This is a genomic window from Paraburkholderia sp. PGU19 (assembly GCF_013426915.1).
Classification (GTDB): domain Bacteria; phylum Pseudomonadota; class Gammaproteobacteria; order Burkholderiales; family Burkholderiaceae; genus Paraburkholderia.
On record NZ_AP023182.1, the window covers coordinates 139,156 to 153,902 of the forward strand.

The 14,747-nt window shown below is 58.7% G+C and carries 12 protein-coding genes and 4 pseudogenes; 8 read left to right on the forward strand and 8 right to left on the reverse strand.

All coding sequences use genetic code 11. The features are described 5' to 3' along the window. Positions 1–33 precede the first annotated feature (33 nt). Positions 34–1,227 (forward strand): amidase family protein, encoded by a 1,194-nt coding sequence (locus H1204_RS41080; RefSeq protein ID WP_180735839.1) that lies wholly within the window; start codon positions 34–36, stop codon positions 1,225–1,227. Positions 1,228–1,549: 322 nt separating this feature from the next. On the opposite strand, the gene H1204_RS41085 is transcribed toward H1204_RS41080, so the two are convergent. Then, a complete protein-coding gene (locus tag H1204_RS41085; protein WP_180735840.1) occupies positions 1,550–1,849 on the reverse strand; it encodes a hypothetical protein in 300 nt (99 codons plus the stop codon). A gap of 1,567 nt (positions 1,850–3,416) precedes the next feature. On the opposite strand from H1204_RS41085, the gene H1204_RS41090 reads away from it, so the two are divergent. The 5 genes and pseudogenes from H1204_RS41090 to H1204_RS41110 all read left to right on the forward strand — a co-directional run. Further along, positions 3,417–4,127, forward strand: coding sequence for a hypothetical protein (locus H1204_RS41090; protein ID WP_180735841.1), 711 nt, complete (start codon positions 3,417–3,419; stop codon positions 4,125–4,127). A gap of 612 nt (positions 4,128–4,739) precedes the next feature. Further along, a complete protein-coding gene (locus tag H1204_RS41095; RefSeq protein ID WP_180735842.1) occupies positions 4,740–5,354 on the forward strand; it encodes a hypothetical protein in 615 nt (204 codons plus the stop codon). An 11-nt stretch (positions 5,355–5,365) separates the two neighbouring features. Further along, positions 5,366–5,809, forward strand: coding sequence for a hypothetical protein (locus H1204_RS41100; RefSeq protein WP_180735843.1), 444 nt, complete (start codon positions 5,366–5,368; stop codon positions 5,807–5,809). A 202-nt stretch (positions 5,810–6,011) separates the two neighbouring features. Continuing rightward, positions 6,012–6,305 carry a GYD domain-containing protein gene (locus H1204_RS41105; protein ID WP_180735844.1) on the forward strand — a complete coding sequence of 98 codons (294 nt, stop codon included), beginning with the start codon at positions 6,012–6,014 and terminating at the stop codon, positions 6,303–6,305. A gap of 58 nt (positions 6,306–6,363) precedes the next feature. After that, positions 6,364–6,444, forward strand: a pseudogene (locus tag H1204_RS41110) (transposase); the annotation flags it as partial. A 561-nt stretch (positions 6,445–7,005) separates the two neighbouring features. Here the strand turns inward: H1204_RS41110 and H1204_RS41115 are convergent. The 3 genes and pseudogenes from H1204_RS41115 to H1204_RS41125 form a co-directional block, all read right to left on the reverse strand. Then, positions 7,006–8,625: an alpha-galactosidase gene (locus H1204_RS41115; RefSeq protein ID WP_243469074.1), complete on the reverse strand. Its 1,620-nt coding sequence runs from the start codon at positions 8,623–8,625 to the stop codon at positions 7,006–7,008. 331 nt (positions 8,626–8,956) lie between these two features. Then, positions 8,957–9,322, reverse strand: a complete 366-nt coding sequence (locus H1204_RS41120; protein WP_180735219.1) for a hypothetical protein — start codon at positions 9,320–9,322, stop codon at positions 8,957–8,959. A 319-nt stretch (positions 9,323–9,641) separates the two neighbouring features. Continuing rightward, positions 9,642–10,069: pseudogene (locus H1204_RS41125) on the reverse strand (aspartate aminotransferase family protein); the annotation flags it as partial. A 2-nt stretch (positions 10,070–10,071) separates the two neighbouring features. Between H1204_RS41125 and H1204_RS53055 the strand changes: the two are divergent. Together H1204_RS53055 and H1204_RS53060 are read left to right on the forward strand one after the other, a co-directional pair. Continuing rightward, positions 10,072–10,446: pseudogene (locus H1204_RS53055) on the forward strand (aminotransferase class III-fold pyridoxal phosphate-dependent enzyme); the annotation flags it as partial. 21 nt (positions 10,447–10,467) lie between these two features. Continuing rightward, entirely contained in the window at positions 10,468–11,025 is a 558-nt protein-coding gene (locus H1204_RS53060; RefSeq protein WP_346015805.1) for an SET domain-containing protein-lysine N-methyltransferase, read from the forward strand. Between the two features lie 127 nt (positions 11,026–11,152). Here the strand turns inward: H1204_RS53060 and H1204_RS41135 are convergent, their stop codons facing one another. From H1204_RS41135 to H1204_RS41150, 4 genes and pseudogenes are all read right to left on the reverse strand, one after another. Then, positions 11,153–12,028 carry a hypothetical protein gene (locus H1204_RS41135; RefSeq protein WP_180735846.1) on the reverse strand — a complete coding sequence of 292 codons (876 nt, stop codon included), beginning with the start codon at positions 12,026–12,028 and terminating at the stop codon, positions 11,153–11,155. A 240-nt stretch (positions 12,029–12,268) separates the two neighbouring features. Beyond that, positions 12,269–12,623 (reverse strand): annotated as a pseudogene (locus H1204_RS41140) (integrase core domain-containing protein); the annotation flags it as partial. A 409-nt stretch (positions 12,624–13,032) separates the two neighbouring features. Continuing rightward, the gene (locus tag H1204_RS41145) at positions 13,033–13,971 is read right to left on the reverse strand and encodes an FAD-binding protein (protein ID WP_180735847.1); all 939 of its coding nucleotides are present in this window, start codon (positions 13,969–13,971) and stop codon (positions 13,033–13,035) included. Positions 13,972–13,997: 26 nt separating this feature from the next. Then, positions 13,998–14,747, reverse strand: a complete 750-nt coding sequence (locus H1204_RS41150; protein WP_180735848.1) for an electron transfer flavoprotein subunit beta/FixA family protein — start codon at positions 14,745–14,747, stop codon at positions 13,998–14,000.

The window sequence follows — 14,747 nt, forward strand, 5'->3', positions numbered from 1 at the left end:
GGCGATGCGTGTGAATGTGGGACGCGGGATCTTTTGTCCCCAAGAGGAAAGCGTGCTTGCGGCGGGCACCAGCCGATTCGGCAGCGGTCCTCCAATCACGCGGTCGTTCTCCAGCGACTGCTGGCGGCGGGCGCTATCGTGCTTGGCAAAGCCAACATGCACGCGCCCGCGTTCGGCATCACGACCACCAACTTCTCGCCAGTTGCTGGCTTCGCGCGCAATCCCTATGACACGAACCGCATGGTTGGCGGCTCTTCAGGTGGGACGGGCGTCGCAATCGCCGCGCGAATGGCACCGGTAGGGCTGGGAACAGATACGGGCGGCTCTGTTCGTATCCCCGCGGCGTTGAACGGCATCGCGGGATTGCGTCCCTCCGTTGGCAATGGCGGGGCGGAGCGTCGTTATGACGGAACCGGGGTGCTTCCGCTGAGCCACACCCGCGACACGGTTGGCCCTATGGGCCGCACCCTCGAAGACGTCGCGCTTCTCGACGCTGTCATCACCGGCACTGACGTGCCGACAGCAGCATCGTTGAGTGGCCTTCGCTTCGGCATCCCTGCGACGTACTGGGACGTGGTGGACAACGAGGTGCTGCAAATAATGAATGCGGCAAAGGCGAAACTCCAGGCTGCCGGCGTGACCTTTGTTTCAGTCGACTTGTCGACCATCCGTGACCTGGGCGCGAAGGTTGGATTCACCGTAGTCTTCCACGAGGCCTGGCTCGAGATTCCAAGTTACCTGGCGGCCAGCGGCGGCAGCGACATCACGCTCGCTCAAATCTCCGCTGCGATTGCGAGTCCCGACGTCAAAGGCGGATTCGCGAACGTTGGATCCGCTGAACCGGCAGCGGCTTACCCAGACGCGGTGAACGTCTATCGCCCGCAGATACGTGCGCTCTTCGATGCGTATTTCGCGTCGAACCAAATCGACGCCATCTTCGCACCGATGACGCCGTTGCCCGCTGTGCCCAGCGACCTCGTCAACGGTTCGTCGACCGTCAGCGTCAATGGTGGACCTCCGGTCGACGAGTTCGGCACGTTCATCAGAAACGCCGACCCAGGTAGCATCACCGGCATACCCGGTGTCACAGTTCGGGCTGGCCGCACCGCCTCAGGCCTGCCCGTCGGAATGGCTCTCGACGGCCCCGTTGGAAGCGATAAGCGGCTGCTCTCCATTGGCATGGCCGCTGAGAAGTTGCTCAGCGTCTTGCCGGCACCAAACGTCTGAAGCGCCGTCTTCAGGACATGCGCCATCGCTTGCGAGGCGCCGTTAGGCGCGCCTTCTGCCGGGGAAATCCGTTTCCGGGTCGAGGCCGTGGAATCGCAAATGCCTGCGCAAGAAATTCCGCAAGAAGAGAAGGCCCACTTCGCCGCTTGTTCCTGGGACGCCTGCCAAGGGCGGCATTCCTTCGCCAATCCATCCCTCAGGTGCGTGCATTGGCGGCAACTGGTTGAAAGCGGCTCCCACATGTAATGCCCAAGTACTTCGTCGGCACCCTCGGCCGCGTGATGTACATCGGCGTCGAAACGGTCGGTCGGGCAAGCGACCTTCAGCCAGTGCGATGCAAGCGCTGCAACGGTACGCGGGTTACCGCCCAGAAGCTTTCGCGAGATGCGCGTAGGCAAGCGTCCACCCATTGGGCCAACTGCTCATCCGACGGCTCGGTGGGAAGGTACCCGAAATAGAAAACTGGATTGGTTGAATTGACCTCTGCCAGTACGACGCGCCATGCCTGCTGCGTCGGCACACTTTTCTGCCAAACAATCCTGTCGCGGCGGAAGCCAACGTGCTTGCTCAGGCCGACAAGGAGCATGAGTCGCCGCTGTAGCGTCTCAGGAAGTTCCTTCATGACAGAGTCCATAAGTCACCCCTCTCCCAATCACCGGCCGCACGTTGCCATCCGATTCGGGCCGAGACCAGCGCGTGTCAGGCGAATGCGCAGGTTAGCGTGGCCACTTGGGCTTCATCGCGCAAATCGTTGTCGCTCTGCCGTTCAGATCGACAACAGCAGGCGGGTTTCGCAAACGAGTCGGCCCAGTCCGCGAAAGACCCGCTATCAACTTGCGCTCTAATGACCGCTGTCGGGGTTGCATTGTGGCAGGTGCCCACATCCCAGACGGGTCAGACCACCGCTCGCACTGGTGCTCCCGGATACACCACCATATCCGGATGTGCCCGGAGAGGTGCTGGCCGATGTGCCGGGAGAGGCATTGGTAGACGCCGATACCGATTGAGCATCTTGCTGCCCTGACGTGTCCTGAGCTTGCACTGCGCTCGCTAACGAGAGTGTGCCCAGGAGCGCTGCAGACATGAGAAACGTCGTCTTCATGGCTTACCTCCTTTACGACATCAGGTTTCAGTTTTGCAGCCGCTATGACACAGGCAATGGGTGAGCGGCCGGCATGCAGGACAGACGCCGGCGATTCCACCTGTTGCCGGAACCCGGTTGCGGTAGCCGTTATTTCTGGTTTTGGTCTTCCACCGGGTCCAGGTAGAGACAGGTAACGCGGTAATTCCGCGATTGGCGTTCGAGGAGACAGGCGCACCAGAAGAACCGCCAAGGGGCCGGTAAGCCCGGTGCGCAAGAAGGGAGGCGCACAACTTAACCATACGTCGTCTCTCGGAGAAGATACCAAGCCTTTCGTTATATAGCCCAAGCGATTCGTCATATGGCGACCCACTAACGGGCTTCAGGGTAACAATCACCCGCGGTGTTTCGTTTCGCGATGCAATTGTTCACGATTAAGCATCATTGCTCTCTGAACTCGGAGCCGTCCGCGCACCAAGGCGATGTAGCTGTCCAGTTGATAGCCGCATCTCTATCAGAGAAACACGATTCCATTATCCTCATATATTTAGTAAGGATTGCGACACGTATTGCGTCTAAGTCAGTTTCAGAAACAACTGAACTCAGCGTTCGCTTTAGACAGTCCGACCGCTGTCAGTAAGAGGCCATCTATTCGTGAAACGAACAGATTATTGCGAATACCATTGAAAGTTATTCGCATGTGTCTATATAAGCTTGCTTGCGCGGCGTCCTTATTCCGTAGCGCCTTCTGCCATATGCCGTCCTTTTATATGCCTCGTGGGTTGCAATCATGCAATCGCTGCCCTAGCCTTTACCCATATATTGAAGGCACCCTCACTTCATCATGAGCTTGTAGTGGTGTCCGGGGCGATGTAGTGAATGAATACGAATCGGCAGCTATGGACATCTGCTTCCAGCGCACACTAACGATACCCCGTCAGTAGCGCGCTGGTGCATGCGACGTGTCCGGCGTACCTGTGCACTAGCTTCCGCCTCGAACTGTGCGGTTATTCGTCACAATTTTTACCCTTCCCGTCCGGATGACAAGCGCGGGAGGTTGCCAGCGACACGAATCGAGAAACTACACATCTTAATACGGAGTCGAATTATGAAGGCGCGCATCATTGCTCTGACAATCGCGATACTATTCGCAAATCCCGTCACTTATGCGCAAGGGACCGACAACCGTGTCTACGCGCCCAATGAGCTTATTCTGGGTATGACCTACGGCGACTGGTCGGCCGCTTGGTGGCAATTCTATTTGCAAATCCCCAACGTTAGTAACAGCCACCCGTTCGTGGCTACTGCCAATACCACCTGCAACAACGGCAACCAACCAGCCGGGCCCGTCTTCTTCCTGGCTGCCGTTGGCACGCAAACGTCACCACCACCGCAGGTCGTTCGCAGTTGCACGGTGCCAGCAGGAAGCCCGATTCTGGTTCCTATTGTCAATAATGAAACGTCCAATCTGGAAATAAATGGGAGTGACGCCGACCTCCGTACGGCGGCATTCTCGCCGTTCCCGCTATCCTCCCCTCCAACTATGACCGTGTCGCTCGATGGGACGAGCATCGGTTCTTTAAGCCAGTTCCGTTTTGAATCGCCTGTTTTCCCTTTCACAGCGCCTTCGCCAATCTCGACCTTCTTCTTTTATACGAGAACCGTTTCGGCTTCGAGCAGCCGTTCACCTCTTTCCGTGTCGGATGGCTATTGGATTGCGATCAAGCCGTTGCCTGTGGGTCTGCATACCTTGAGTTTTTCCGCCAGCCTTCCCGGAATCATCAATATCAACATGCTCTACCATCTCAACGTCCAATAGCGCTGAGAGTACATTGTGGTGATGGCTGGAAGTGACGCATCCGTGAGCGCCGCACGCTCACCGAACCGAGTCTTCAGCAACGCATTCCTGATATACAAGCCCTGTTTTTAGGAACAGACGGAAGACCTTTCCGATAGCGACGGCGACCATGACCCGTGACGGCCCTGATGCTGACGTTCGCGGCAACCCCTGCGCCGCGCAATTCGCTGTGATATCGCCAAGCGACGCGTTACGCGGCCAGCGAACCGTCGCATTGAGTTGCATGCATCTGGAAAACTTATTGCCAGGAAATCCGCAAATGAATGCCTTCGTCTTATTTTTCAGGAGAGCATTGCACGCAACAGCTGCAATATTGGCCGCGACGACATTGACCGCATGTGGCGGAGACAACTCAGGTCCCGCCGGTTCCGCGGTCGACAATTCGGCGTCGTCGACGTCCGCAAACGGAGGATAGTGCACCTTAGACGAGCCCAGCGTTCCATGACTTTGTTGTCCACACCAAGTAGCGAATACGAACGGAGGCATCAAATGATTACATGTACTCTTGCTTGTTCGCATCATCGCCCGCTCCCGGCGAGACGCTGGGCTGAATGCCGTAATGTGCTTCGCTCCATGCTGCTGTCCGCAGTCGTTTCGATGACTGCCTGGACAGCCGGACACACGAGCGTTAATGCCCAGGTTGTGAATCAGCCGTCGCCGCCGGCTACGGACGAACTGTTCGTTGGCGACTTTGGAGACAATACCGTCAAGCGGTTTAACGCATCGACTGGTGCCTATCTCGGTACTTTCGTTTCTACTGGGGCTGCAGGCCTGAATGGACCAATGGGAATGATTTTTAGCGACGGGCAGCTTGTGCTCCTTAACCAAAATGCCATCACCAACAACAACGGCGAGATTTTGCTCTTTGACAGCGCAACCGGTATGTTCACAAACAAGCTTGTCGCGTCCAGTGACCATAACGCACCGTTCTTTCCACAGACTGGCATCGTTCGCGGAGGACCCAAGGACCGTTTCTACGTCGCGGATATTGGCACCAAGGGAGGCAGCTGTGCGGCTGAAGGCAACGTCAAGCAATACAACCCTTTCGGTGCTTTTGTGGGCAACCTTAACCGTATAGCATTCAAGCCCGAGTTTCATCCGAGGGGCGTGGTGTTCGGACCGGACGGTCTTTTGTATGTCTCATCAGTAGGATGTCTGATTCCGGGTGACCCGCTATTTGCCCCCTGAAGGGATACATCTTGCGGTTCAGTGCCCAGACCAACCAGTTCGTTGACGTCTTTGCATCCAATAATACTGTTCCCGACTTGCACCGCCCGGAGGGATTGGTTTTCGACAGTGCAGGCAACTTGTGGGTGACGAGTTTTCGTGCAAACGCGAACGATACTGACAAGGTCCTCAAACTAGACGGCAAAACGGGAGCGCTTCTCGACGAGCTGGTGCTAACGAATCCAAACGGCGCCAGAGCTTTCGCCCAGGCAATCATTTTCGGACCAGGCGGCTATCTGTATGTACCTATTACGGGAAATGACTCACAGACGACAGGCGAGGTACGGCGCTGCAATCCCTCGACAATGAAATGCGTCCCCTTTGTTCCAACCAATGCCGCAGGCGGCCCGCTACAGTCACCGTGGTTCCTGATTTTCAGGAAAAGCGACCCGGCGACGCTTAACTACCAGAACTAGATGGGATGCCTGGGGTATCAATTCGTTCGGCCTTGAACCCCTTGGAAGAAGCCATCTCATGGACTGGAAAGATGCGGGGCATTCGGGGCATGTTGCACGTTTTGACCAACGTCGACACGAAGGCGAATACGGGATGGAAAAAGATTGACACCCTGCGCATTTGGCGCAGCAAGCAACCAAGTTGTGGAATAGGAGATATATCGTGGCAACTTATCTCAGCCTGTGGAACTTCTCGGACCAGGGCATCCGTGCAGTGAAGGACACCACGAAGCGAGCCGGCACAATGAAAGAGATGGCGCAGAAGGCCGGTGTGACCGTGAAGGACATCTATTGGACCCTGGGAACCTACGACGGCGTGGTTCTTTTCGAGGCCCAAAACGAAGAAGCTGTTGCCGCTCTTGGACTGGCGCTCGGCGCGCTGGGGAACGTGCGCACACAGACCGTGCGTGCATTCTCGCTTGACGAGATGAATGGTGTCCTTGGCAAACTGCCTTGAGCGCAAAATTGGGGCACGTCGCACAGGCTGCCCACGCGCTGTGTCGGACTCTGAAGGCGACACACCGGTTCCCGTGCTTGCACCGGGCAACGGCAAGACGAAGACCGGTCGCTTGTGGGTGTACGTGCGCGATGATCGTGCGTTATGCAATGGCGAAGCTCGATCATCGTCTTGCCCGCAGTATAGGAGCCACGACCGGTTCGGTGTGACCTCGATCGATCAAGTTAGCCGTTGAAATTGGGAACGGCAAACACGCATCTACTCTGTAGTAGTGTGTGACAATCGGCTAACCGAGGAGGAACCGACGTTCAAATGGCTAATTCCAGGAGCGGCCGGAGTTGGCCGATGACCTGCCCGTCAGCTCACGCCTGATGCAGAACCCTTTGACCTCCCCTCTCACTTGCTGGCCGATTAGGCGGGCAAGCATGGAAAGATGATCGAACGAATACCCCTTACAGCGGTGAATCTGGTGGAAGGACAATTCGAACGCGACCAGAGAAATGCAGAACCTGTCCCGCCGTACGGCCGATGGTGCTGCCTTGAACCAGGTGAAAAGCCTTTCGTGCATCAATGGGGATTCGTATGCACCTTTCGTAGGTGCACGTCGCGTGGAAGCGGGCGCTCAAGCTCAGGGCATTGACAAGCGGGAGCAACCTTCGTCGACCGAGCGCGGAGAGGCGTCGACGCGGAAACCGCCAGCTCATAGCCCTGAGCCGCCTGAAATTAGTCTAGCAGATCGGGGCCATTCAATGCGCGCTGTCGAAATAGCTGACGCGACCGGCACCGGCCCGCCAACTGTGACCACGTACCCGATGTCGGGCGCGGGTATCGACGGGTCCGCATTCGACAACGCAAGCATGTTAGACCCTGCCTGAAATGGCACATAGACGGTAACGGCGCCCACCCGTCCGTCGCCGCCAGTCGCAGGGAAAGCGAGCGTGGTCGGCCGTTTGCCATTCATGGCGAGTTGCGCGTAGGCGGTCTGTGCCCTGTCGTTGACATAGCCGATTTCGACGAAGCCCCCACGCGCGGTCGACGCGCTCCCGCGAAAATACGCCGTACCGAGCCGCGTAACTTTCTCGCCGCCCGGGCAGGCTGGACAACGCGAGTAGGCAGCTGTCCCGGCCAGCGGGCCCGGTTGCCACGCTACCGGGACTGTATCGGTGCCGCTCACCGTGAGCATAGTCACGCCTCCGGCGGGCACGTCCGGCGCTGTATAGGACGCGGTGAATCGACCAAGGTCTTTTCGGGCCCACACGTCGCGCACCGTCGCCTGCGATGACGGAGCGAAGCCGAGTGCGTCCCATGTGACCGCCATCGGCGCATCCGTCGCCGAGTTGTTGAAGAGGACGACCGCTCGCTGTCCCGCCCCGGCCAGCAGCTTCGCCCAGACCTGCAGCCCGCCGGCCTGTGCCACCAGCAGCCCTTGCAGGCCCAATCCATCCTGATCGATCGCAAGCACGTCGGGATTCGTCAGCAGGCTTGCCGTGTCGGCGGCGAGCGGCTTCGCCAGATCGTTGCCGAGAATCATCGGCGCGCCTGCTATCGCCCACAGGCTGACGTGCGCCTGATCGTGAACGGCGGACATCCCCATTGCGGCGACCATCATGTCGGGGTCGTTGTAGTAGCCGGTATGCTGACCTTCCGGGTGATAGTTGCCGGCCAGGTTATAGGTGACGCTGCCGAAGTCCGGTGTAATGTCGCGTGTGGTTCGCCACATCGTGCCCACCCCGGCACCCCACACCCACGGCCCTTCGCCGTAGTCGGGAAACGATTTGTCGGTGGGGATCGTGCCCCCGTCGCACAGGCTGAACGTCATCAGCTGGCCAGTCTGCGAATAGGCGCGTCGGATGGCTTGCGCGATCGACCGGTAGGTTGTCTGCGGATCGTAGTTTTCTGCCGCGCCCCCGCAAAAGTCGACCTTGACGAAATCAAATCCCCATTGCGCAAATTGCAGAAAATCGTGATCGTAGTGTGCGAAGTCGCTTCCGACGAAATGCGTACCATCCGCTCGCTTGCCGCAGCCTCGCGGACCCGCATCGATATAAATGCCCGCCTTCAGGCCCTTGCCATGGATATAACGGGCAATGGCCTGCATTCCGCCGGGCCATTGCGTCGTGTCGACGATGAAATTACCGCTTTCATCTCTCTGCCCTGAGCGCCACCAGCCTTCGTCGATGTTCACATACCGGTATCCGGCTCCCGAAGTGATGTGTGTGTTCAGCGCCGCCACCCCGTCGGCTTCGTCCTTGATGACGTCATGGTTCACGCCTTCACCGAGGCTGTTCCAGGATGACCAGCCCATCGGCGGTGGGGGCACGCGTACCTGCGTTGCGCGTAGAGCGGGCGCGGGCAGGTTTGTGGGCGTGGATCGTGCTGCCTCTGTAGTGCCTGACCCAACGACGCGCCCGCAAGCGCACAGGCTCGAAATCAGCCACAGAACAAGGAACACGCGCTGATGGCAACATGGTCGCATAGCCGTCTGGTTCGCACGAGGTCTGTTTGAACATTTGAACCAGGTGTCGCGCAAGGACATCCCTCCGTCGGGTGCGCCTGGTTTCCCTGCCTGCCCGAGCATCATGTGCGAAATCAGCCAGCCGCTTTCAATTGATGGTCTCGCCACTCCATCGGTCGCGGTTGCGCCAGAACGATCACAGCGGGCAGGTTTCGCGTTCCGGATAATCGACGCATTCCTCATGTGGACACCCGATGATGCGATTGACGGATACGACCGATCGGGCGCCATGATGGTCGATGAACCGGACGATCTGTTCGGTGACTGTCGGATCGGTCCTCGCATCGCCGGCTGGACAAAACCACCGCCCAATGGGATCGGCATCCGCACCTTCGTACGATTTCCGTGTCGCCATGTACGCGTCGAACAGGCACGCATGCAGGTGACTGAGTTGCTGCCGCAGGCTCACCAGTTCGTGCTGGTCACCTTCATGCTCCCGGCTCAGCATCTCCGCCAGCAAGGTCATCGAGGCGTCTACTTCACCGTACGGCGTGACGGTCACCGCGGCTCTTGCTCGTCCACGTCGGTCAATGCTTCAGGAACGAAGACCCAGCGCGCAGGGCCGGTGATTGTTGCGTTCTGAATGGCATGGCAGAGTCGTCTACCTGATGAGCGTGACCGTCAGCGCAGGCTTGTCCGCCAACCTCGTTATCGATTAGTTTCAATGCGTGCCTCCAAAGACAATCATCCGGTCAGGGAACGAAAAGCCTGTCTTTGAGCTTATAACATGCAGCGCACGCATTTGCGAAGTAGCCCCGCGTTTGTTGCACATGGGGCGTCTTTCGCTCGATTACTCCAATTACAACGGAGCGCCGACGCTGCTAAACAACGGCAGTTTGCTTGAGGACCTGCGAGGCCACTTCATCCACGGCAGCCTTGGTCAACTTGACGATTTCATCGACTTCGGCACGCGTCGTCACGAGCGGCGGCGCAAAGCCGAGAATGTCGCCATGCGGCATCGCGCGTGCAATGAGTCCGTATTGCAGCGCAGCGGCCGACACGCGCGGGCCGACCTTCAATGCGGTATCGAATGGACGGCGCTCTTCCTTATTCGCCATGAATTCGAGTGCGGCGAGCATCCCTGCGCCGCGCACTTCGCCGACGAGTACGTCCAGCCATGCCCCATCGGGCCGAATTCCTGCGAGCCCTGAGCTATCACATCCCAGACCTTATCGCCGACGATAACGGCCGACAGCGGCGCATACGCGCTCGTCAAGCCCTTCGCGACCGTGATCAGGTCCGGCTCGATGCATGTCCGGTTCCGATGCGAACGAAACGCAGATCAAGATCGTCTGGTACTACAACAACGTAAAAGGCCGTCCGAACAAGAAGAAGATCATTTCGGGCCAGCGTGGCTATCACGGGTCTGGCATCGTGACGGGCAGCCTGACAGGCCTGCCGAGTTTCCATCAGCACTTTGATTTGCCCATCGATCGCGTCAAGCATACGGTATGTCCGCATTGGTATCGTCAGGCCCCCGCTGGCATGAGCGATGCGCAGTTCGTCGACTATTGCGTCGAAGAACTGGAGAAGCTGATCGCGAAGGAAGGTGCGGATACGATCGCCGCTTTCATCGGCGAACCGGTGATGGGCACGGGCGGCATACTGCCGCCGCCGGCCGGTTACGGGCTGTCTGACGGCCGTGTCATCGATGGCAGTCGCGGCGGCAACAGCGCCCGTTTCCTGAACCATGCGTGCGCACCCAACTGCGAGGCGATCGAGACGGGCGATCGAGTCTTCATCCACGCACTCACCGGCATCATGCCCGGCGAAGAACTTTTCATTGACTACAGTCTCGCGATTGACGGCGAGATGCCTGAAGACATTCGTGTCCAGTACGCGTGTCATTGCGGCGACCCCGTCTGCCGTGGATCGATGCTTGGCAGTGCATTGACTGCGACGTCACTACAGCGTTGCCCACACGCATATGGCCGACTGCATGACGATAGTTGGCTTGTATATGTCGGCAGCACTTGTTTGCACTTTGCGCTCCCAGCCGACGCTCGCCGCTGGGCAGGTACCATCGATTGTCGTCAAATTGGCAACGGTCGGTATGGGTGTCGAGCAGCCGCTCGGCATCTCAACTCAATGACAAAACATCGGCCGGAGCTGACGTTCGGCGATCGGAGTCGTGCGGCTGCTGCTAATCGCTTTGCTGACTTTCGCAAACTGGCGTCGGCGAATGTCAGCTCGCTCTGTCAATGAACGAGTCTTAACAACAGCAGCGATTCGTCGCCCACAGCACAAGGCCGTCGATTTAAGCGCGGGCGCTGAACATCGTCGCGCCTGACATGCACAGATCAATAGTTAGCACCCGATGGCAAAAAAGCCGTCAATACTTTTCGATGAGCGAAACGAGGTGCGCGAGCATTTCGTCCGCGTTGTCGACACCGCTGCGGGCATTGGCCTCATGTGCTTCACGCGCACGCCGCCACTCGTTTGTGAACGCTATTTTTTCCCGACTGGCCTTCTGCGAGATGTCAAACGTGACGCTGTTCTCGAGTTCGCCGATCAAGATGTAAAGCTCGTGCGCAGTTTGGCTGCCATTGATCAGGTCGAGCAGGTCCTTGTTGATCAACTGGACGGCCGCGGTGATATCGGTGGACGCACCAGTGATGAGCAGGGAGAGGCTGGCCTGAAATTTCAGCTTGTCGGTGGCCTGGTGGTAGTTGTTTTTGTCCATCTCGGAGAAGATGCGCAGGACCTCTGGGTCGTGGACCCATTGCTGGCGCAACTTGCGCAGGTTGGCGCGAACGATCTCGATCGCTTTGTTGATGGAGGCATCGTCTGGCACGAGGTTCGCGACGGAACTGTTCACCTCGGTGATCAAGCGCTGGTATAGAGCCTCGTCGCTGCTGGGTAGTCGGGCGCAACCTCTGGACATCAGCGCCGCCTTGATCACTGCACCGGTCCCGGCACCGTGCTTGGCAACCACTTTCTGGATGACAAGTTCGCCATAGGGCTTTATCTCCTCGTCGTAGTGCACCAGATGGCGGCGGTCCAGATCCATCCCTTGATCAGCTTTGGGAATCAGTTTTTTGGCTCGGGTATTAAAGTCGGGCCGCCCCACAATCTTGACGTTGCCGGTGAGATCGACGGAGACCTTGAATTCCTTCTTCTTCTTCGCTTTGGTCTTGGCGACGCTGCCCTTGAGCGGGCTCACCAGCTTCTGATTCGCGACAGTCTGATTTTGGTTCATCTTGCCCATGGCCGCTCCGTAGAATTTCAGGTCGTCGATGCAGGATGCGGGGATCGGATCATTCGTCGAATCCTGTCCCGCCCAAGGTCCTCTTCAGTTGGCCCACGCAGGGAACGATGCGCAACGACATCGCCGCGTCGCTATAGTCTACGGCGTTTCAGGGCTCGACACTTTCATCGTCTGCCGCTGAAACGGCTCGGGCACAAGGCGAAAGCGGCTACCAAATGACGAATCCCATAGCTGGGGGAACTATGCGGCTTCGCCTCGCTGAGTTGCGAACCGGTTCTTCTCGAATGTCATGGGACTGACGTAGTCGAGCGTAGAGTGTAATCGGCGCGCATTGTAAAAGCCGATCCAATCAATCCCCTCATCCATTGCGGCGCGCCGCGTGGCGAAGCGTCGTCCGTCCATGCGCGCTACTTTCAACGAATCCCACAGACTCTCAGTCCGCGCACTCCCTACAATCGCCGCGTCGGGTCATCGACGAAAGCATGCCATAGTTCTTCAACGTATCCTGAAACAGGCCACTGCAGTTCTGGGCGCCCCGCTCGCTATGCACGATTACGCCGACTTCAGGGCGTCTCCTGAAACACGCCATACAGAGATTCGTTTTTCGGGGGCAAGCTCAGGTGCGCGTCGTGCGTGACCCTCCATAATCGCGCCTGGCTGGAAGAGCAGGCACTTGCGCACCACTAGAGGAAGAAACCTCATTACCTCCTCGTCGGCCTGAGCTGACGTTCATGTGTCGCAGTTGGTAAGGCAGCTTATGGCTGCTCTTTTGCCATTCGCACCGCCGCGACCGCGAATGTCATCTCTCGCTGCAGTTGGAATGGTACTTGCCGCCCCCTATGCGCAGGTCGAAATTATGCGCAGATCGTATCGGGCGGCAGGCGAGAGCAAATCGTGTCGAATGGATTTAGCTGCGCATGGGCAGTTGTGATGCCGTCGGCGCGGCTACGAGGGACCTGATCTGCGGTCCCAATGGCAGTCGTGCGCATGCCGCAAAGCGGTCGTCAGCGAGCAAGGTCGCTCACGAGTTCAGGCACGACCGTAAATAGATCCCCAACCAGACCGTAATCCGCGACACTGAAAATTGGCGCTTCTTCGTCCTTGTTGATGGCAACGATCACCTTCGAGTCTTTCATGCCCGCCAGATGCTGGATCGCGCCGGAAATGCCGACCGCGATGTAAAGCTGCGGCGCAACGATCTTGCCGGTTTGACCGACCTGATAGTCGTTCGGCACGTAGCCAGCATCGACGGCTGCGCGCGATGCGCCCATTGCCGCGCCAAGCTTGTCGGCCAGCGGCTCCAGCACTTTCGTGTAGTTCTCGCCGCTGCCCAGACCACGACCGCCCGACACGATGACATGCGCCGACGTCAGTTCCGGACGATCCAGCTTCGTCACTTCGCGGCTCACGAACTGCGAGATGCCCGTATCGGCCGCTGCTTCGATCTTTTCGACCGACGCGCTGCCGCCTTCCGCTGCAACCGGGTCAAAGCCCGTCGAACGCACCGTGATGACCTTGATCGGATCTTGAGATTGCACGATCGCGATGGCGTTGCCAGCGTAGATCGGACGCTCGAACGTATCGGCCGAATCAACCGCCGTGATGTCGCTGACCTGCGCGACGTCCAGCTTCGCCGCGATACGCGGCGCGATGTTCTTGCCGTAAGCCGTCGCCGGCGCGAGGATGTGCGAATAATCCTTCGCGATATTCAGCACCGTCGCCTCGACGTTTTCCGCGAGGCCTGCCGCCAGTTGCGGCGCGTCGGCGAGCAGCACCTTCGCCACGCCCGCCACCTTCGCAGCAGCGTCAGCCGCGCCTTGCGCGTTGTGGCCCGCCACCAGCACATGAACCTCGCCACCGATCTTCTGCGCGGCAGCAACCGTATTGAGCGTCGCTGCCTTCAGCGCCGCGTTGTCGTGTTCAGCAATTACCAGAATCGTCATTTCATTCGTCTCCGCGTGTCCGTCGATCAAAGCACTTTGGCTTCGGTCTTCAGCTTCTCGACCAGCGTCTTCACATCGGCCACCTTCACACCAGCCGAGCGCTTCGGCGGCTCGCTGACCTTCAGCGTCTTCAGACGCGGCGTGACATCGACGCCCAGGTCTTCGGGCTTCACGATTTCGAGCGGCTTCTTCTTTGCCTTCATGATGTTCGGCAGCGTCACGTAGCGCGGCTCGTTCAGGCGCAGATCGGTCGTGATCACAGCCGGAAGCGTGAGCGACAATGTTTCCGCGCCGCCATCCACTTCACGCGACACCGTCGCCTTGCCATCCGCCACCACAACCTTCGATGCAAACGTCGCTTGCGGCAGATTCGCCAGCGCAGCGAGCATCTGGCCCGTCTGGTTGGAATCGTCGTCGATGGCCTGCTTGCCGAGAATCACCAGCTGCGGCTGTTCCTTGTCGACCAGCGCCTTGAGCAGTTTCGCCACGGCCAGCGGCTGCAGATCTTCGCCCGATTCGATCAGGATCGCGCGATCCGCGCCGATCGCCAGCGCCGTGCGCAGCGTTTCCTGACATTGCGTCACGCCCGCCGACACAGCGATCACTTCCGTCGCCACGCCCGCTTCACGCAGACGCACGGCTTTTTCGACGGCGATTTCGTCGAACGGATTCATCGACATCTTCACATTCGCAATGTCGACGCCCGTGTTGTCCGACTTCACACGGACCTTCACGTTGTAGTCAACCACTCGTTTGACTGCCACAAGAATCTTCAT